Below are 17,716 nucleotides of genomic sequence, written 5' to 3' on the forward strand. Positions count from 1 at the left end.
TTCTCGGCAGTGAAGCATATGGTTCGGCGTGACTTTATCGTGGCGGGCGCACTGGCCCTGTGGGGCGCGGCGCCCGCCCTTGCGCAGTCCGGTGGCAAGAAGCCCACCCGCGCGCCCGTGATCCTGGTGGTGGGCGACTCGCTCAGCGCCGAATACGGCCTGCCGCGCGGCACCGGCTGGGTGGCGCTGCTGGACAAGCGGCTAGCGCAGGAGAAGATCCCCGCCACGGTGGTCAACGCCAGCGTGAGCGGCGACACCACCGCCGGCGGCCGTGCGCGGCTGGCCGCACTGCTCCAGCAGCACCGGCCCACGCATGTGGTGATCGAACTCGGCGGCAACGACGCCTTGCGCGGCCTGCCGCTGGCCAGCACCCAGGGCAACCTGGCGTGGATGACCGAACAGGCCCAGGCCGCGGGCGCGCGCGTGCTGCTGGTGGGTGTGCAGGTGCCGCCTAACTACGGCGCCAACTACACCCGGCAGTTCGCCGAGGTCTTCGAGAACGTGGCCCAGGAGCGCAAGGCAGCGCTCGTGCCCTTATTGCTCAAGGGCGTGGCCGATGGGCCCGATCCCACGGCGCTGTTCCAGCCCGACCGCATCCACCCCACGGCCCAGGCGCACCCGCGCATGCTGGACAACGTGTGGCCCGCGCTGCGCGCGTTGCTGTAAACCACCGTCAGAGAATCAGCCGGCGCTTTGCGGCGCCTGCGCGGGCGCAAGGGGCGCAGTGGGCGCCGCCACCGCCGCGCGGTAGGCATGCCAACTGGCATGCCCCAGCACCGGCCCCACCACCAGCAAGCCCGCGCCCCAGGCGAACAGCGACAACGCCACCAGCGCCGTGATGAGCAGGCCCCACATCAGCATCACGCCGGGGTTTTCCACCACCACCCGCATGCTCGCAATGCCGGCCGTGAGCGCATCGGTGTCGCGGTCCAAAATCATCGGAATGGACACCACCATGCTGGAGAACACCAGGGCCGCGAACACACTGCCTACCAGCAGGTACACGGCGACGAACTGCCAGTTGCCTGGGTTGAACACCGCCTGCACCACCCCCGTGGTGGACGGCATGCCGGTGTTGAAGAACACGGCAAACACCACGAGCGACGCGCGGCCCCACAGCAGCTCCAGCACCACAAGTACGAGTACCAGCATGCCCATGCTGCCCAGGTGGCGGTCCCAACAGGTCAGCGATTCGCCCAGATCGGGTGCCAATCCCTGTTCGCGCCGGCGGCTGGTGTCGTACAGCCCCATGGCCAGGAAGGGGCCCACCAGCAGGCAGCCGCTGGCAAACGACATGGTGTATTCCGGCCGCGCCTGGAACACCCAGCCCAGCAGGAGTGCCATGCCCCAGAACCACGTACCGTAGAACAGCGCCACGCCGGGTGCGGCCATCATGTCGCGCGCCCCCAGCACGAGCCAACGCAGCGGGTCCGGCCAACGCAAGGGGTTGAGAGTCACCGGTGCGGACACCGGCGTGGAGGTGACTGGCGCGGAAGAATCAGACATGGCGGTCGGCATCGCTGCGGCAGTGGCGTTGCTGCCACCTTAACCACCTGACTGCCTGACCACCATCAAGGAAACTACCACCCTCGCCGCGCCAGCCGCCAACGCGTCAGGCAGCTCCAAAAGCCTGGTGCATCGCCTGCGCCAGGTCGGCACGCAGGTCGTCCACGGCCTCCAGCCCCACGGAGAAGCGCACCACGGTGCCGGGCCGCAGATGCGCGGTGGCGCCCGTGCGCATGCTGGGCAGGTCGTAGGGCACCACGAGGCTCATCGGCCCGCCCCAGCTGTAGCCCAGCTTGAACAGGCGCAGGTCGTCGCAAAAGGCATCCACTTGCGCCTGGCTATGGCGTGCGTCAATGACCACGCTGAACAGGCCGGCGGCAGCGCCCTGCCCGCCATTGGCTGCGCCGCACAGCGCCTTCCACTGCGCATGGCCGGGCGATCCAGGCAGCGCCGGGTGCAGCACCTGGGCCACCGCGGGCTGCAAGCCCATCCATCGGGCCAGGTCGCGCGCGGCCGCATCGTGCGCGTGGTAGCGCAGCGCCATGCTGGGCAGCGCCCGCAGGACCGCTTCCACATCGTTCGCCCCCACCCCGAGCCCGAGCCGCATGTGCGTGAGCTTGATGCGCAGGTGCAGCCCCTCGTCGCGGGTGGTGATGCTGCCCATCAGCACATCGCCGCCGCCGCTGGGGTACTTGGTGAGCGCATGAAGGGATACGTCCACGCCCAGCGCGCCCTCGGCACCTGCGCCATGGCCCAGCAGGTCGAAGGGTGCGAAAGCCAGGCCCGCGCCCCAGGTGTTGTCCAGCACCGTAGCCACGCCGCGTGCGCGGCAGATGCGCACCTGCTCCACCAGGTCGGGGAACTCCAACGTGACGGAGCCCGGCGCCTCCAGCCACACCAGCCGCGTGGCGTCGGTGATCTTGGATGCGAGGTCCGCCGGGTCCAAGGGGTCATAGATACGGTGGCGGATGCCGTAGTGGCGCAGCTCTACCTCGGCCAGTGCCTTGTTGGGACCATAGGCGTTGTCCGGGATCAGCACCTCGTCGCCCTGGCGCAGCAGCGCCAGCGATACGGTGGAAATGGCCGCCAGGCCGCTGGGCACCAGCAGGCACTGCAGCCCGCCTTCCAGCGTGGCCAGGCGCTCTTCCAGCTGGTAGGTCGTGGGCGTGCCGTGCAGCCCGTAGGTGTAGCTGCTCTTGTCCTTCCACTCGCGCGCGCGCATCGCGGCGACGTTGGGGAAGATGACGGTGGACGCCTTGTGCACCGCTGGCTGCGGGGCATGGAAACCCTGCGGCGGTGTGTACTCGTGGTGAATGAGGCGGGTGGACAGGTCGGGTGTTGAGGGCTGCTTCATGCGCCGATGGTAGAGCCTGTCCCCCGCCCAGGCTCAGCCGCCGCTGGAGATGGTGAGGTTGTTGACCACCGAGGTCACGCCCGGTACGGCCTGCGCGATCTGGCTGGCGCGGTCACGGGCCTGCTCGCTTTTCACGGGGCCATTGAGCGTGACGACGCCCGCGCGGGTGTCCACGTCGATCTTGATGGCGCTGAGGTCCGGGTCTTGCGCCAGGCCCGCGTTCACCTTGGCGGTGATGCCGGCATCGTCCATTAGGGCAGCTGCGTCGGCCGTGGCGTTGCGTGAAGCCTGCCCGGCTTCCTGCGCCGCGGATTCCATTTTTTGCTTGGCATCCTGGGCCGCCTGTTCGGTCTTGTTGATGGCGGAATCCAGGCGTTGCCCGGCCGTGGGTTCCTCGGCCTTGTTGCAAGCACTCAGCCCGGCGGCCAGGGCAGCGGCAGCGGCGAAAACGGTCCAGCGCGACGCTCGAAAAAGAGGGGGTGTCATGGGCATATCTCCTTCCAGTGGGTACGCGGTCCACTGTAGAAAGCACTGGCTGCCGAGCCGGTCGGAGAGGACCGAAACCGCAGTAGGACAACAGCGGCTTTCAGGCACGTGCCGACGCAAGCCTGGACAATCGGCCCATGTCCTCATTCTTGCTGCATCGCTGGTTTCCCTTTCTCTCCTGGCCCCGCCCGACATCCGCGCTGCTGCAGGGCGAGTTCTGGGCCGGCATGACCGTCGGGCTGATGCTGGTGCCGCAGGGCGTGGCGTACGCCGCGCTGGCCGGCATGCCGCTAGTGACGGGGATCTACGCATCGCTGGTGCCGGCACTGGTAGCCGTGCTGTGGAGCTCATCCACCCGCCTGGGCGTCGGGCCCACGGCGCTCACCAGCCTGCTCATCGGCGCGTCGATCACCGGGCTGGCCGAGCCCGGCAGTGCCCATTGGGTCACGCTGGCGGTGTGGATGGCCCTGCTGTCGGGCCTGCTGCAGCTGCTGCTGGGCGTGGTGCGTTTCGGCTGGCTGCTCAACCTGGTAACTTCACCGGTGCTGGGCGGCTTCACGCAGGCTGCGGCGTTGCTGATCCTAGCCTCGCAACTGCCCGACCTGTTGGGCCTTCGCACCAGCTGGAGCGCACTGGCGGTCAGCCCGTCGCTGCACCACTTCGATCTGCGCGCGCTGGCGTTCGGCCTGGGCAGCCTGGGCTGCCTGGTGCTGGCGCGGCGCTGGCGCTCCAGCTTCCCGGCCGCCATCGTGGTGATCGCGCTGGCGGCGCTCATCAGCTGGGCCATGGGCTATGCCGATGCCGACGGCGCCGTGATCGGCCACTTGCCCTCTGGCCTGCCGACGCTGTACTGGCCGGGATGGCTCTCGTGGGAAGAAATGGGCGCGCTGGTGATGCCGGTGATGGTCGTCACGCTGGTCAGCTTCCTGGAGACCGCCTCCAGCGCCAAGGTAGAGCACCACCAGGGCGGCACCCGCTGGAACGAGAACCAGGACCTGATCGCCCATGGCATGGCCAAGATCAGTTCGGGCCTCTGCGGCAGCTTTGCCACCAGCGCGTCGTTCTCGCGCTCCGCCATCAACCTGTATGCGGGCGCCAAGAGCGGCTGGGCGACGCTGTTCGCGCTGGTGCTGGTGCTGGCAACGCTGCTGTGGCTCACGCCGGCCCTGTACCACGTACCACAGCCGGTGCTGGCCGCCGTGGTGGTGACGGCGGTCACCAGCCTCATCAAGCCCGTCGGCATGTTCCGCCTGTGGCGCGTCTCGCGCGTGGAGACGGCCATCGGCCTGGTTACCTTCGGCCTCACGCTGGCCACGGCACCGCGTATGTACTGGGGCGTGCTGGTGGGTCTGCTGATGAACCTGAGCCACTTTCTCTACCAGCGGCTGCACCCGCGCATCATCGAGGTGGGCCTGCACCCCGACGGCAGCCTGCGCGACCGCCACCTGTGGCAGCTGCCCCCGCTGGCGCCAGAGCTGCTGGCCCTGCGCATGGATGCCGAGCTGGACTTCGCCTCCGCCAATGCGCTGGAGCGCCGCGTGACCGACGAGCTGGCCCAGCGCCCGTCCATCCGCCACCTGTGCCTGTTCGCGCTGCCCATCAACCGCATCGACGTGACGGGGGTGGAGGCCTTCATCCGCCTGCGCGCGCTGCTGCAAAGCCACGGCGGCACGCTGCATGTGACCGGCATCAAGCTGCCGGTACAGCACACGCTGGACAATGCAGGCGCGCTGGCGCCGGGACCCAACTTCGCGCTGTACCGCACCGACGCCGAGGCCATCGCGGCACTGCAGAGGCTGGCTCCTCCCGACGCCGGGAACCCTGTCTCGACGCCGCAGTCCGACACAAGTGGCCCAGCTCAGTCGCTACCGAAGCTATAGCTGCTACACTGCCGATAGATATTTGTTTCTGGTTGTGACAAACACCGCGTCCCCCGCTTCCGTCTCTCTGCGCGACCTGCGTCTGGCCACGGCCCATGCCCTGGTGGCGCAGTCGTTGGGTTCCGAAGTGTCCCTGCAGGGCCAGACGCCGCTGCTGTACCTGCAGAACCTCATTGACGGCCTGTGCGAACTCTCGTTGAAGGACCCCCTCACCGGGCTGGCCAACCGCCGCCACGTGCGTGCGGTGCTGGAGCGCGAGATCGACCGGGTCGCGCGCTCGGGCGAAGCCGCGCTGCTGCTGATGCTGGACATCGACCATTTCAAGCAGGTCAACGACCGCCATGGCCACCTGGCCGGCGACATCGTGCTGCAGTCCGTCGCGCGCACGCTGGAGAGCTGCGTACGCCCCATGGACACCGTGGCCCGCTACGGCGGCGAGGAATTCGCCATCGTGCTGCCCGCCTGCCAGTTCGGCTTTGGCCGGGTGATCGCCGAACGCGTGCGCCGCGCGGTCGAAGCCACGCCCGTGCGCATCTCGCCATCGCTCACGTTGAACGTCACCGTGAGCATCGGCGGCGCCTTCGCGCTGCAATGGATCCGCAGCACCACCGCCCTGTGGGCCGACCGGGCCGATGCCGAGCTGTACAAGGCCAAGCTCGGCGGCCGCAACTGCATCAGCATCGAAGAACAACCCGACAGCACGGTCACTGCGGAAGAAAAGAGTTTGCTGTTCGGCCCGCTATACACTCCGTCGGGATGGGGCGACCTGCCCCCGCCTTTGGATCCATCCACAGGCAGCGCCTATTGAAAGCCCAGTGATGAACGACGCGCTGTCCCCCAACCCGACGACTCCACCGGCCGGCGCCGCTGCGCCGGCTTCTGCTTCCGTGCCCTCCGCCACACCCGCCAACGCACGCATCATCGCCATCACCAGCGGCAAGGGCGGCGTGGGCAAGACCTTCGTGTCCGCCAACCTGGCGGCCGCCCTCACCCGCCGCGGGCACCGCGTGCTGGTGCTGGACGCCGACCTGGGCCTGGCCAACCTGGACGTGGTGCTGAACCTGCACCCCAAGGTCACGCTGCACGACGTCTTTACCGGCAAGGCCCAATTGGAAGACGCCGTGATCAAGGCGCCCGGCGGCTTTTCGGTCCTGCTGGCCGGCTCCGGCATGGTCGAGTACTCGCGCCTCACGCCCGAGGTGCGCAACGAATTCCTCAACGTCATCCACACGCTGGCACCCCGCTTTGACGTGGTGCTGCTGGACACCGGCGCGGGCATCTCCGACGTGGTGCTGTTTTCCGTCTCGCTGGCGCACGAGGTGCTCATCGTCGCGACACCCGAGCCCACGTCGCTCACCGACGCCTACGCCGCCATCAAGGTGCTGGCCACCCAGCAAAAGCGCCAGCACGTGCGCCTGGTGGTGAACCAGGCCGCACGTCCGGGGGACGGACGCGCCATCACCGGGCAGTTGCAGCAGGTGCTGGACCGCTTCGTGACCACCGACACCGGCCGTCCCATGCGGCTGATCCACGTAGGGGACATTCCCGCCGACACCTCGGTGCGCGACGCGGTGATGCGCCGCCAGTTGCTGATGCTGCAGATGCCCGGCTGCCCGGCCGCGCTGGCCGTGGCCCAGTTGGCGAACAAGGTGGAGTCCACGATGCTCACGCCATCCCCCGAAGGACCGGGCGCAAATCGCTCCTGAAAAAATAGCTGCTAGCGCTTGCCCAACAAGCGTTACAGCCACTTTTGCCTTCAACAACTTACCCCAGGAACCTCCGCGGCGGCAGGGGAATGCGTTCGCTCTCGCCCGGGATGTGGCCCATGGCGTCGCGCTCCCAGTCATCGGCGGCCTGCACGATGCGCTCCTTGCGGCTGGAAACGAAGTTCCACCAGATATGGCGCGGGCCGTCCAGGGCGGCGCCGCCGATCACCACACACCGCGCCCCCGCCTTACCCGCGCGCACGCTGGTGGAGCGGCCGGGCTCCAGCAGCGCCAGCGTCTGCGCGGGCAACGCCTCGGCGTCCAGCCACAGCCCCTCGCTCACGGTGTAGAGCGCCATCTCGTCGGCCAGCGCGGGCAGGTCCAGCGCAGAACCCGGCTCCAGCTGCACATCCAGCAGCAGCGTGGGCGCAAACGTGGCCACGGGCGACTGGCAGCCGAAGGCCGCGCCAATCAGCACCCGCACCGCTGCGCCGCCATGGTGGTAGGCCGGGATCTGGTCCGCAGGGGTATGGGCGAAATGCGGCGCCGCTTCCTCATGCGCCTGCGGCAGCGCCGCCCAGAGCTGGATGCCGTGGTTCACATAAGTGCTGTGCGCCAGCGCGGGCGGGCGCCGCTCGGAATGCACGATGCCGCGCCCCGCCGTCATCCAGTTGATGGCGCCGGGCTCGATCTGCTGGAGCGAACCCAAACTGTCGCGGTGCAGGATCGCGCCCTCGAACAGGTAGGTGACCGTGGCCAGCCCGATGTGCGGGTGGGGCCGTACGTCATAGGCGGATGCAGGCGCCACCGTCGCGGGGCCGAAGTGGTCGAAGAACACGAAGGGCCCCACCGACCGGCGCTGCAGCGCCGGCAGCAGGCGGCGCACGGTGAAGCCGCCGCCCAGGTCCTTGAAGTGCCCGCTCAGGCGCAGAGGGCCCTGCGCAGGAATGGCGTCGGCGCTCATGCGCGCTCCACCACGGTGGTGATCTCGGTGGTCACCTGGGTCATGAGCTTGTGCACGGGGCACTTGCCGATCGCGGCCTGCAGCTCGGTGATCTGCGCATCGCTCAAGTCGCCCTGCACTTGCAGCCGTGTGGCCAGGCGATAGGTACCGCTACGCTCCTGCGAGGCATCACGCTCCACCACGGTGCGCACGTCCTGCACGTCCCAGCCCTTGCGCCGCGCGTACCACAGCAGCGTGAGCGCCTTGCAGCCGCCCAGCGCGGCGTCGTACAGGTCGTGCGGGTTGGGGCCGGTGTCGTCGCCGCCTTCGGCGGCCGTGCCGTCCACCACCCATTCGTGGCTGCGGATGGCGAGGCGCTGGGCCATGGGGGTGCCCTCGATGCGCTGCAACTGGATGGTCATGGACGGCTCTCCTTCAGGGTTGTCCGTGCCACTGTAATGCGACAGGCGTGACAAGCACTGCGGCGTGCGCCCGCCCGGTGTCTAGGGGCGCAGCTGCAACTGGTGCACGTAGCGGCGCGGCTGGCGCTGCAGGGGGCGGTAGCCGCCGCCGGCCCAGGCCTGGGCCATGTCGGCGTAGCGCGGCGAGAACACCAGCCCGCTCTGACCCGTCTGGTAAATGAACAGCGAACGCTCCGGGTCCTGCAGGTCGTACAGCGCGCGCAGCGAGGGCGCGTGCCGGCTGGCGAAGGGCTCCACGGGCTGCGCAGCGTTGTACTGGCCCACGTTGACGCTGTACGCATCGCCCCCCGAGGGCACGCCCACGTTGAACCAGCGCGACAGCACGGGCACGCTGCCCAGCGGCTTGTGCACGGAAAGCGCCGGATGCGCCGCGCCCCACGCCCAGCGCTCGGGCTGGTTGCCATAGCGCGCGGCCAGGCGCTGCACGGTGCGCTCCAGCGCCGCGCCGGCATGGGCGGCGCAGCCGTGGGGCGCGCACCACCAGGTGTCGCCGCGCTCCAGCATGCCTTCCAGGCCCGCACGGAAGTCCCGCCGGCCGTAGGTGGCGGCAAAGCGCTCCTCACCCACGCGGGGCACGACCAGTGCGCGCGTGAGCTCGTCGGCCCACACCGACAGGATGAGCGGCGCCGCGCGGTCGGCGCGCATGTCGCCGTCAAAGCCGCGCAGCAGCGCCTGGGCCTGCCGCGCCAGCGGCTGCGAGACCGGAGCCGCCAGCAGATGAGGCAGCAGGCGCAGCGCGGCGGGGGACACCGTGTCGCCCTGTAGTGCGCGCAGGGACGGCAGGTCGTGCAGGCGCCGTGCCTCCAGCTGCTGCTCTATGCGCTGGTAGCGGTAGGGCAAGGCCCAGTAGTGATGAACGACGCGCTGTCCCCCAACCCGACGACTCCACCGGCCGGCGCCGCTGCGCCGGCTTCTGCTTCCGTGCCCTCCACCACACCTGCCAACGCACGCATCATCGCCATCACCAGCGGCAAGGGCGGCGTGGGCAAGACCTTCGTGTCCGCCAACCTGGCGGCCGCCCTCACCCGCCGCGGGCACCGCGTGCTGGTGCTGGACGCCGACCTGGGCCTGGCCAACCTGGACGTGGTGCTGAACCTGCACCCCAAGGTCACGCTGCACGACGTCTTTACCGGCAAGGCCCAATTGGAAGACGCCGTGATCAAGGCACCCGGCGGCTTTTCGGTCCTGCTGGCCGGCTCCGGCATGGTCGAGTACTCGCGCCTCACGCCCGAGGTGCGCAACGAATTCCTCAACGTCATCCACACGCTGGCACCCCGCTTTGACGTGGTGCTGCTGGACACCGGCGCGGGCATCTCGGACGTGGTGCTGTTTTCCGTCTCGCTGGCGCACGAGGTGCTCATCGTCGCGACGCCCGAGCCCACGTCGCTCACCGACGCCTACGCCGCCATCAAGGTGCTGGCCACCCAGCAAAAGCGCCAGCACGTGCGCCTGGTGATCAACCAGGCCGCGCGCCCGGGCGATGGCCGCGCCATCACCGGCCAGCTGCAGCAGGTGCTGGACCGCTTCGTCACCACCGACTCCGGCCGGCCCATGCGGCTGGTGCACATGGGCGACATCCCTGCCGACCTGTCGGTGCGCGACGCGGTCATGCGCCGCCAGCTGCTCACCCTGCACATGCCCGGGTGCCCGGCGGCGCTGGCCATCGCCCAGCTGGCCAGCAAGGTGGACGCGACGCTGCTGTCGATCAGGAACACCTGAGCTTTCTTAGCTCCTGAAAAGATAGCTGCCAGCGCTTGCCGCGCAAGCGCTGGAGCCAATTTTCATATCAATTTTCTGATGATGAGGCCGTGCTACGCCAGCCGCAGGGTGCGGCTGTCGCCCCCGGCCACGCGGAAGCGGTCCACCGTGCCGGCCAGCACCTGGGCCTGCTGGCTCAGCGACTGGGCGGCGGCGTAGGCCTCTTCCACCAGTGCGGCGTTTTGCTGCGTGCCCTGGTCCATCTGGGCCATGGCCTGATTGATCTGGGCGATGCCGGCGCTTTGCTGGGCACTGGCCGTGCTGATCTCGGCCATCATGGCCGTCACGCGCTGCACGCCCTCGACGATCTCGTCCATGGTGGTGCCGGCATTGCGCACCAGGGCCGTGCCCTCGCCCACCTTGGCCACCGAATCATCGATCAGGGCCTTGATCTCCTTGGCGGCGCCGGCGCTGCGCTGCGCCAGGGTGCGCACCTCGGCGGCCACCACGGCAAAGCCGCGACCCTGCTCGCCGGCGCGCGCCGCCTCCACGGCCGCGTTCAGCGCCAGGATGTTGGTCTGGAAGGCGATGGAGTCGATCACGCCGATGATGTCGACGATCTTGCGCGAGGAGGCGTCGATGCCGCCCATGGTCTCCACCACCTGCTGCACCACGGTGCCGCCGCGCTGGGCCACCTGCGAGGCCGCCTGGCCCAGCTCGTTGGCGCGGCGGGCGTTCTCGGCGTTTTGCTGCACCGTGGAGGTAAGCTGCTCCATCGACGCCGCCGTTTCCTGCAGCGCGCTGGCCTGCGCTTCAGTGCGCGAAGACAGGTCGCTGTTGCCCGCGGCGATCTCGGCCGAAGCCGTGGTGATGGAGTTGGTGCTGTCGCGCACCTGGCCGACCAGGGAGGCCAGGCTGTCGCGCATCATGCGCACGGCGTGCAGCAGGCTGGTCTGGTCGCCGGGCCGGGTCTGCACGTCGATGGTGAGGTTGCCCCCCGCGATCTGCTGCACCACCTCGGCCGTGTACTGCGGCTCGCCGCCCAGCTGGCGCGTGAGGGTGCGCAGCATGCCCCAGGCCAGCGCGCACACGGCCAGCAGCAGCGCGGCGCCGATGGACAGCAGCACGGCGGTGTTGCGCCAGAAGGCGCTTTCGATGTCGTCTACGTAGTCGCCGTAGCCGATGATCCAGTCCCAGGGCTGGAAGTGGATGATGGCGTAGAGCTTGTCCACCTCCTGCTTCACGCCCGGGCGCGTGCCCTTGGCCATGACGGTGGCGACTGGCTGCTGCTCGCGCAGCGCCGCGCGGTAGCGCTCGCCGGCGGCGCGGCCGACATTGGCGTCCACGATGCCCACGCGCTTGGGGTTGGGGTGCACGTAGTTCACGTCGTCGCCGTAGCCGCGCACGAAGAAATACTTGTCGTCCTTGTGGAAGCTGGCGATGGCGGCCTTGGCCTGGCGCAGGGCCTCCTCGTGCGACAGCTCGCCGGTTTTCTCGCGGTCATGGGCCTTTTGTGCAGCCGCATGGGCCAGCAGCACCAGGTTGGACAGTTCAGTGGTGCGCTCCTTGAGCAGGGTCTGGCGGAGCGTGGTCACCGCTACCAGGGACAGCACCACCAGGCCCAGCAAGGTGGTGCCGCACAGCAGCAGGATTCGGGTACGGAGCTTCATGGGTTTCTTAGTTCGCATACAGCGATGACGGGAAACCCATTATGTACAAAAATTGTAAAAATGTGTATGGAGTGGAAAATTCCCGTACGCCCTCCACTACCCTGCCTCACGCCGCGCAAGGGCGCCACCGTGCCAGGTCAGTGCGCGTGGCCCCAGTAGATGAGCGCGTCGCGCCCTTCCACCGACAGCGAAACCTGCGCGCCCACGGGCAGCAGCACCTTGGTGGGCACATGGCCGAACGGCAGGTTGGTGAGCACGGGCGCCTTGATCTGCGTGCGCAGCCAGTCCACCAAGCTCTGCAGCTTGAAGCCCTTGTCGTGCGGCGTGAGCTTGTATTCATTGAACTGGCCCAGCACCACGGCCTTTTGCTGGGCCAGCACGCCGGCGTGCAGCAGCTGGGTGAGCAGGCGTTCGACGCGGTAAGGGTGCTCGCCCACGTCCTCCAGGAACAGCACGCCCCCCTTGACCTGCGGGAAGTACGGCGTGCCCACCAACGAGCACAGCACGGCCAGGTTGCCGCCCCACAGGGTGGCCTTCTTCACGTAGATGTCGCGCACGGCGGGCTGGCCGTCGGCGCGGGGTTTCTCGGCGTTCATGCGCCAGCCGCTGCCCTCGCCGTGGCCGGTGAGCAGATCGTCCAGGCAGGCCAGCATGATGTCGTCGGGCTCGCCCGGCACGCCCAGGTCTCCCACCAGCGCCGGGCCGGCCCAGGTGGTGGCACCGGTCTTGGCCAGCAGCGCGGACTGGAAGGCCGTGAAGTCGCTCACGCCCACGAACTGGGTTCCGCGCTCCACCGCCTTGGCCACGGCCTTGTACTGGATGCCCGGCAGGATGCGCGTGAGGCCGTAGCCGCCGCGGCTGATCAGCGCCACGTCGGCGCCGCTGGCGGCCGCGCGGTGGATGGCGGCCAGGCGCGTGGCATCGTCGCCGGCAAACCGCGTGTGGGACGCAAGCGCGTCGGGATCCACCTCCACCTCGTGGCCCATGGCCTGCAGGCGGGCAATGCCGCGCTTGAACGCGGCCTTGTCGCGCACCGCGCCCGAGGGGGAGTAGATGTAGATGTGCCGGGGGCCGTGAGGGTGATCGCAGTGATCGTGGCCGCAGTCGTGGGGGTGGTTAGGCATAGCGGGTGAAGTATTCCATAGCGCGCAGCGCCGAGGCGGCGCTGGCGTCCGGCACGGTGAGGAGCGGCGCGGCATCGGCATCGGCAAAACGGGCAAAGGCGCGCGGCCCGGCGCGATGGCCGGCATCAGGGAACGGCGCGGCGTCGCAGGGCGCGCCACGCCGCACATGCAGCACGCGCACCAGGGGCGCCGACGCCGCATCGGGCAGCAGCGGCGCACCGGGCTGCGCCACCTGCACCACGCCGCGCAAGGCCAGGCGCTGCACCAGCTCGGCCAGCACCTGTCGATGCCAGTCGAGGCGGTGGGCGGCTTCTTTCTTGGGTTTGTCGCTGCGGCCGAAGCCGATCAGGTCCGGCGCTACCACGCGGTGGCCGGCCTGCGCGAAGGCCGCCAACATGGGCTGCCAGCCATGGCTCCAGCCAGGGCTGGCATGCAGCAGCAGCCAGGTGCGGGCGGCGTCGCGTGGGCCTTCGTCCAGGTAGTGCAGGCGCAGGCCGGCCAGCGCGGGCAGATCGCTCACGTAATGCGGCGCGGGGCCGTCCAGATGGGCGAACGCGGCATCGGGCGTGCGCAGCGCGTCCTGGCGCAGCGGGTGGGCGGCCAGTTGCTGCGCCCGCTGGGCGCGGCGGCGGTCGCGGAAGAAGTCGCTGAGCAGCGCACCGCATTCATCGGCCAGCACGCCGCCTTGCACCGCGGTCTGGTGGTTGAGACGCGGCTCGGCGAACAGATTGACCACCGAGCCCGCCGCGCCGGTCTTGGCATCCGCCGCGCCGTAGACCACGCGCGGCAGGCGCGCGTGCAGCATGGCGCCGCTGCACATGGCGCACGGCTCCAGCGTGACGTAGAGCGTGCAGCCGTCGAGCCGGTAGTTGGAGAGCTGCGCCGCGCCGGCGCGCAGCGCGGCCATCTCGGCATGCGCCGTGGGGTCGTGCCCGGCGATGGGGGCATTGCGCCCGGTGGCGATCACCTGCCCATCGCGCACCAGCACGGCGCCCACGGGCACCTCGCCCGCCTGCTGCGCGGCGCGCGCCTGGGCGATGGCCTCGCGCATCCAGTGGGCGTCGTCGGATTCGCTCATCTTTCAATAGCTGCTCGCGCTTGATGGATAAGCGCTAGAGGCCATTTTTGCCATCAATCTTCGGGCAGGGTGCGTGGCTGCTGCATCAGTGCGTCCATCTGCTGCTTCACCTGCTGCTGCACCTGCTGGCTTTGCGCGCGCACCGTGGAGGCAGCGCCCTCCGCCGGCGCCGGCAGCCCCTGCACGGCGGGCGGCACGGCGACGCGCGTGGCGCCCATCTGCTTCTTGACCAGCACGGCCACGAGGGCCAGGGCCAGCAGCAGCCCGATCAGTCCGAATCCTGTACGCACCGCCTGCCCTCCGCGCCGTGGTGGGCGCTTAGCCGAACACGTTGATGAAGACCTGGATGGCCACGGCATTGACCAGGTCGATGAAGAACGCGCCCACCATGGGCACGATCAGGAAAGCCTTGTGCGACGCGCCGTACTGGTTGGTAATGGCCTGCATGTTGGCCACCGCCGTGGGCGTGGCGCCCATGCCGAAGCCGCAATGCCCCGCACAGAGAACGGCCGCATCGTAGTTGCTTCCCATCAGGCGGAAGGTGACGAAGCCCGCGTAGGCCGCCATGACCAGCGTCTGCACGCCCAGGATGATGACCAGCGGACCCGCCAGCCCGGCCAGCTCCCACAGCTTGAGTGACAGCAGCGCGATCGCCAGGTAGACGGACAGCCCGGTGTTGCCGAACACGTCGATGGCGCGGTCGAACACCTCGAAGTTGAAGACGTAGTCCAGCACGTTGCGGATCAGCACGCCCCCGCCCAGCGCCCACACGAAGGTGGGCAGTTGCAGCGCCGTGCCCTTCGTCAACTGGCTCATGAACTCGGCAAAAGCCAGGCAGCCGGCAAACAGGGCCATGGTCTCGATGGCCGCGTCCGCGGTGATCAGGCGCGTCTTGTGCGGGAACTCGAAGTTGGGCGTGCCCGCCTCCAGCGCGCCGGCATCGCCCGTGCCCTGCGGGTGCTTCAGCCCGTGGCGCTGGATCAGCCATTTGGCCAGCGGCCCGCCGATCAGCCCGCCGATGACCAGGCCGAAGGTGGCACAGGCAATGCCCAAGGTGATGGCGCCAGGGATGCCGTGGTCGTTTTCCAGCACCGAGCCCCAGGCCCCGGCCGTGCCGTGTCCGCCCACCAGAGTGATGGAGCCCGCGATCAGGCCGATCAGCGGGTCCAGCCCCAGCGCGGTGGCCAGCGCCACGCCCACGCTGTTCTGCACGCCGATGAACACCACCACGACCAGCAGGAAGACGATCAGCCCCATGCCGCCCTCGCGCAGCTTGAGGAAGTTGGCGCTCAGCCCGATGGAGGAGAAGAACACCAGCATGAAAGCGGTCTGCAGGCCGGTGTCGAACGACGCACGCACGTCGAACGCGGCGTTCAGCCCCAGGAGATGAGCGCCGCCACCAGGCCGCCCGCCACGGGTTCCGGAATGTTGAATTCGCGCAGCCAGCGGATGCGCTGCACGAGGAACTTGCCCACCAGCAGCACGATGGCCGCGAAGATCAGTGTGTAGTAGGTGCTGAACTGTATATCCATGTGATCTCAAAGGAAGAACCACGCCGGCGGACGCAACCCGGCCGTGCCGCTGGCGGTGGAAGCGGCAGGCGCACAAACCACACGCGCGCTAAGCGCCCTGTCCATGAACCATCCGGGAAAACCCGCAATTTTGCCAGACGCGAACCTGCCGCCGGGTACCCCCGCCCCGGCACGGCCGGGCGCAGACCGGGATAATTCACGCCCTATGTCCCTCCTGCCCCACCAGCTCGAACTGCTCTCCCCCGCGCGCGACGCCGACATCGGCATCGAAGCCGTGAACCACGGCGCCGACGCCGTCTACATCGGCGGCCCCGCCTTTGGCGCGCGGGCCACGGCGGGCAACGACATCCGCGACCTGGAGCGGCTCATCCAGCATGCGCACCGTTTCAACAGCCGCATCTTCATCACGCTGAACACCATTCTGCGCGACGACGAGCTGGAGGGCGCCCGCCAGATGGCCTGGCAGGTGTACGAGGCCGGCGCCGACGCGCTCATCATCCAGGACATGGGCCTGCTGGAGCTGGACCTGCCGCCCATCCAGCTGCACGCCAGCACGCAGACCGATATCCGCACGCCCGAGAAGGCGCGCTTTCTGCAGGACGCAGGCCTGTCGCAGATCGTGATTGCGCGCGAGCTGGATCTGCAGCAGATCCAGGCCATTCGCGAAGCCACCGACCCCAGCCGTACCACCATTGAATTCTTCGTGCACGGCGCGCTGTGCGTGGCGTACTCGGGCCAGTGTTTCATCAGCCATGCCCACACCGGGCGCAGCGCCAACCGGGGCGACTGCAACCAGGCCTGCCGCCTGCCCTACGAGGTGCTGGACGGCGCCGGCCGCATCATCGCGCACGAGAAGCACGTGCTGTCGATGAAGGACAACAACCAGAGCGACAACCTGCGCGCGCTGATCGACGCCGGCGTGCGCAGCTTCAAGATCGAGGGCCGCTACAAGGACATGGGTTACGTGAAGAACATCACCGCCCACTACCGCAAGCTGCTGGACGAAATCATCGAGGAGCGCGAGTTCACGGGCGAGCCGCTGGCGCGCTCGTCCAGCGGCCGCACCACCTTCACGTTCGAGCCCGATCCCGACCAGAACTTCAACCGCGAGTTCACCGACTACTTCGTCAACGGCCGCAAGGAGGACATCGGCGCCTTCGACACCCCGAAGACGCCGGGCCGCGCCATCGGCTGGGTGACGCAGATCGGCGACAACTGGTTCGAGCTGGAGGTGAGCGACAAAGCCACCGCACTGCACAACGGCGACGGCCTGTGCTACTACGACCTGCAAAAGGAACTGGTGGGCGTGCACATCAACCGCGCCGAATGCGTGGCGCCCAAGAAGGGCATCTGGCGCGTGTTCCCCAAGAACGAGATCACCGAGTTCAAGGACCTGCGCAAGGGCCTGGAGATCAACCGCAACCGCGACATGGACTGGGTGCGCACGCTGGAGAAGAAATCCAGCGACCGTCGCATCGGCCTGTGGGCCCATCTGGCCGAGACCGCCGACGGCTTTGCGCTCACGCTCACCGACGAAGACGGCTTCGTGGGCAATGCGTCGGTCATCCAGCCCCACCAGCCAGCCACCGATGCGGTCAAGGCCGAGGCCACGCTGCGCGATCAACTCGGGCGCTTTGGCGCCACCCGCTTCGCCGTGCACGCCATGGCGCTGCAGCTCTCGCAGCCGTGGTTCGTGCCCGCATCGGCACTGAACCAGTTGCGCCGTGACGCCGTGGTCGCGCTGGAGGACGCACGCACCGCCGGCTTCGTGCGCCTGCCGCGCGCCGTGCCGGTGCAGCCACCCGTGCCCTTCCCCGAAGACACGCTGACCTACCTGGCCAATGTGTTCAACCACAAGGCGCACGACTTCTACGTGAAGCATGGCGTGAAGGTGATCGACGCCGCGTACGAATCGAAAGAGGAAGAAGGTGAAGTCAGCCTGATGATCACCAAGCACTGCGTGCGCTTCTCCATGAGCCTGTGCCCCAAGCAGGCCAAGGGTGTGATCGGCGTAAAGGGCACCATCAAGGCCGAGCCGCTGCAGCTCATCAACGGCAAGGAAAAGCTCACCCTGCGCTTTGACTGCAAGCCCTGCGAGATGCACGTGGTGGGCAAGATGAAGAAGTCGGTGATGAACCAGCATCTCAAGGACATGCAGGCCCAGCCGCTGCAGTTCTACCGCACGCGACCGGCGCCCACCTCCGCCTGATCCTGGCCTGCTGCCCAAAACATGGGCATCGCGTGCCAGGCCATGACT

General features: G+C 68.6%; 16 protein-coding genes and 1 pseudogene. 6 read left to right on the forward strand and 11 right to left on the reverse strand.

Going from position 1 to position 17,716, the window contains the following annotated elements; translation table 11 throughout:
- The first annotated feature begins 18 nt into the window (after positions 1-18).
- Complete coding sequence (locus tag BA022_RS06250; RefSeq protein ID WP_088886915.1) at positions 19-666, forward strand: arylesterase; 648 nt, start codon at positions 19-21, stop codon at positions 664-666.
- Between the two features lie 15 nt (positions 667-681).
- Here the strand turns inward: BA022_RS06250 and BA022_RS06255 are convergent, their stop codons facing one another.
- The 3 genes from BA022_RS06255 to BA022_RS06265 all read right to left on the reverse strand — a co-directional run bounded on the left by BA022_RS06255 (position 682) and on the right by BA022_RS06265 (position 3,346).
- Positions 682-1,518, reverse strand: coding sequence for a DUF2189 domain-containing protein (locus tag BA022_RS06255; protein ID WP_088886916.1), 837 nt, complete (start codon positions 1,516-1,518; stop codon positions 682-684).
- 94 nt (positions 1,519-1,612) lie between these two features.
- On the reverse strand, positions 1,613-2,860 hold the full coding sequence (locus BA022_RS06260; protein ID WP_088886917.1) for a PLP-dependent transferase: 1,248 nt from the start codon (positions 2,858-2,860) through the stop codon (positions 1,613-1,615).
- 33 nt (positions 2,861-2,893) lie between these two features.
- Complete coding sequence (locus BA022_RS06265; protein WP_088888529.1) at positions 2,894-3,346, reverse strand: BON domain-containing protein; 453 nt, start codon at positions 3,344-3,346, stop codon at positions 2,894-2,896.
- Positions 3,347-3,483: 137 nt separating this feature from the next.
- Here BA022_RS06265 and BA022_RS06270 point away from each other — a divergent pair, with 137 nt between their 5' ends.
- Genes BA022_RS06270 through BA022_RS06280 form a run of 3 tightly spaced genes read left to right on the forward strand, consistent with a single transcriptional unit; the run spans position 3,484 to position 6,932 of the window.
- Positions 3,484-5,226: a SulP family inorganic anion transporter gene (locus tag BA022_RS06270; RefSeq protein ID WP_088886918.1), complete on the forward strand. Its 1,743-nt coding sequence runs from the start codon at positions 3,484-3,486 to the stop codon at positions 5,224-5,226.
- Positions 5,227-5,260: 34 nt separating this feature from the next.
- The gene (locus BA022_RS06275) at positions 5,261-6,034 is read left to right on the forward strand and encodes a GGDEF domain-containing protein (protein ID WP_088886919.1); all 774 of its coding nucleotides are present in this window, start codon (positions 5,261-5,263) and stop codon (positions 6,032-6,034) included.
- Between the two features lie 10 nt (positions 6,035-6,044).
- On the forward strand, positions 6,045-6,932 hold the full coding sequence (locus BA022_RS06280; RefSeq protein WP_088886920.1) for a MinD/ParA family protein: 888 nt from the start codon (positions 6,045-6,047) through the stop codon (positions 6,930-6,932).
- Between the two features lie 58 nt (positions 6,933-6,990).
- Here BA022_RS06280 and BA022_RS06285 read toward each other — a convergent pair whose 3' ends face one another.
- The 3 genes from BA022_RS06285 to BA022_RS06295 form a co-directional block, all read right to left on the reverse strand.
- On the reverse strand, positions 6,991-7,896 hold the full coding sequence (locus BA022_RS06285) for a pirin family protein (protein WP_088886921.1): 906 nt from the start codon (positions 7,894-7,896) through the stop codon (positions 6,991-6,993).
- On the reverse strand, positions 7,893-8,297 hold the full coding sequence (locus BA022_RS06290) for an OsmC family protein (RefSeq protein WP_088886922.1): 405 nt from the start codon (positions 8,295-8,297) through the stop codon (positions 7,893-7,895). The genes BA022_RS06285 and BA022_RS06290 overlap by 4 nt, the downstream gene beginning before the upstream one ends.
- Before the next feature lie 81 nt (positions 8,298-8,378).
- The gene (locus BA022_RS06295; RefSeq protein ID WP_335583078.1) at positions 8,379-9,197 is read right to left on the reverse strand and encodes a penicillin acylase family protein; all 819 of its coding nucleotides are present in this window, start codon (positions 9,195-9,197) and stop codon (positions 8,379-8,381) included.
- A 12-nt stretch (positions 9,198-9,209) separates the two neighbouring features.
- Here BA022_RS06295 and BA022_RS06300 point away from each other — a divergent pair, with 12 nt between their 5' ends.
- Positions 9,210-10,076 (forward strand): MinD/ParA family protein, encoded by an 867-nt coding sequence (locus BA022_RS06300; RefSeq protein WP_088886923.1) that lies wholly within the window; start codon positions 9,210-9,212, stop codon positions 10,074-10,076.
- Positions 10,077-10,168: 92 nt separating this feature from the next.
- Here the strand turns inward: BA022_RS06300 and BA022_RS06305 are convergent, their stop codons facing one another.
- The 5 genes and pseudogenes from BA022_RS06305 to gltS all read right to left on the reverse strand — a co-directional run bounded on the left by BA022_RS06305 (position 10,169) and on the right by gltS (position 15,459).
- Positions 10,169-11,725 carry a methyl-accepting chemotaxis protein gene (locus tag BA022_RS06305; protein WP_088886924.1) on the reverse strand — a complete coding sequence of 519 codons (1,557 nt, stop codon included), beginning with the start codon at positions 11,723-11,725 and terminating at the stop codon, positions 10,169-10,171.
- 137 nt (positions 11,726-11,862) lie between these two features.
- Positions 11,863-12,849, reverse strand: a complete 987-nt coding sequence (locus BA022_RS06310; RefSeq protein ID WP_088886925.1) for an LD-carboxypeptidase — start codon at positions 12,847-12,849, stop codon at positions 11,863-11,865.
- Entirely contained in the window at positions 12,842-13,927 is a 1,086-nt protein-coding gene (gene tadA, locus BA022_RS06315; protein WP_088886926.1) for a tRNA adenosine(34) deaminase TadA, read from the reverse strand. The genes BA022_RS06310 and tadA overlap by 8 nt, the downstream gene beginning before the upstream one ends.
- A 53-nt stretch (positions 13,928-13,980) precedes the next feature.
- Positions 13,981-14,217: a hypothetical protein gene (locus BA022_RS06320; protein ID WP_015913150.1), complete on the reverse strand. Its 237-nt coding sequence runs from the start codon at positions 14,215-14,217 to the stop codon at positions 13,981-13,983.
- Positions 14,218-14,245: 28 nt separating this feature from the next.
- Positions 14,246-15,459 (reverse strand): annotated as a pseudogene (gltS, locus tag BA022_RS06325) (sodium/glutamate symporter).
- Positions 15,460-15,664: 205 nt separating this feature from the next.
- Between gltS and BA022_RS06330 the strand changes: the two are divergent.
- A complete protein-coding gene (locus BA022_RS06330) occupies positions 15,665-17,668 on the forward strand; it encodes a peptidase U32 family protein (protein ID WP_088886927.1) in 2,004 nt (667 codons plus the stop codon).
- Positions 17,669-17,716 lie beyond the last annotated feature (48 nt).

The sequence above is a fragment of the Diaphorobacter nitroreducens genome (assembly GCF_002214645.1).
GTDB lineage: Bacteria > Pseudomonadota > Gammaproteobacteria > Burkholderiales > Burkholderiaceae_C > Diaphorobacter > Diaphorobacter nitroreducens.

Coding starts and splice junctions, on each gene's coding strand:
- BA022_RS06270 (WP_088886918.1), top strand. CDS start 3,484: ATGTCCTCATTCTTGCTGCATCGCTGGTTTCCCTTTCTCTCCTGGCCC.
- BA022_RS06310 (WP_088886925.1), bottom strand. CDS start 12,849: ATGCCTAACCACCCCCACGACTGCGGCCACGATCACTGCGATCACCCT.
- BA022_RS06255 (WP_088886916.1), bottom strand. CDS start 1,518: ATGCCGACCGCCATGTCTGATTCTTCCGCGCCAGTCACCTCCACGCCG.
- BA022_RS06305 (WP_088886924.1), bottom strand. CDS start 11,725: ATGAAGCTCCGTACCCGAATCCTGCTGCTGTGCGGCACCACCTTGCTG.
- BA022_RS06330 (WP_088886927.1), top strand. CDS start 15,665: ATGTCCCTCCTGCCCCACCAGCTCGAACTGCTCTCCCCCGCGCGCGAC.
- BA022_RS06280 (WP_088886920.1), top strand. CDS start 6,045: ATGAACGACGCGCTGTCCCCCAACCCGACGACTCCACCGGCCGGCGCC.
- BA022_RS06260 (WP_088886917.1), bottom strand. CDS start 2,860: ATGAAGCAGCCCTCAACACCCGACCTGTCCACCCGCCTCATTCACCAC.
- BA022_RS06290 (WP_088886922.1), bottom strand. CDS start 8,297: ATGACCATCCAGTTGCAGCGCATCGAGGGCACCCCCATGGCCCAGCGC.
- BA022_RS06300 (WP_088886923.1), top strand. CDS start 9,210: ATGAACGACGCGCTGTCCCCCAACCCGACGACTCCACCGGCCGGCGCC.
- BA022_RS06250 (WP_088886915.1), top strand. CDS start 19: ATGGTTCGGCGTGACTTTATCGTGGCGGGCGCACTGGCCCTGTGGGGC.
- BA022_RS06285 (WP_088886921.1), bottom strand. CDS start 7,896: ATGAGCGCCGACGCCATTCCTGCGCAGGGCCCTCTGCGCCTGAGCGGG.
- BA022_RS06265 (WP_088888529.1), bottom strand. CDS start 3,346: ATGACACCCCCTCTTTTTCGAGCGTCGCGCTGGACCGTTTTCGCCGCT.
- tadA (WP_088886926.1), bottom strand. CDS start 13,927: ATGAGCGAATCCGACGACGCCCACTGGATGCGCGAGGCCATCGCCCAG.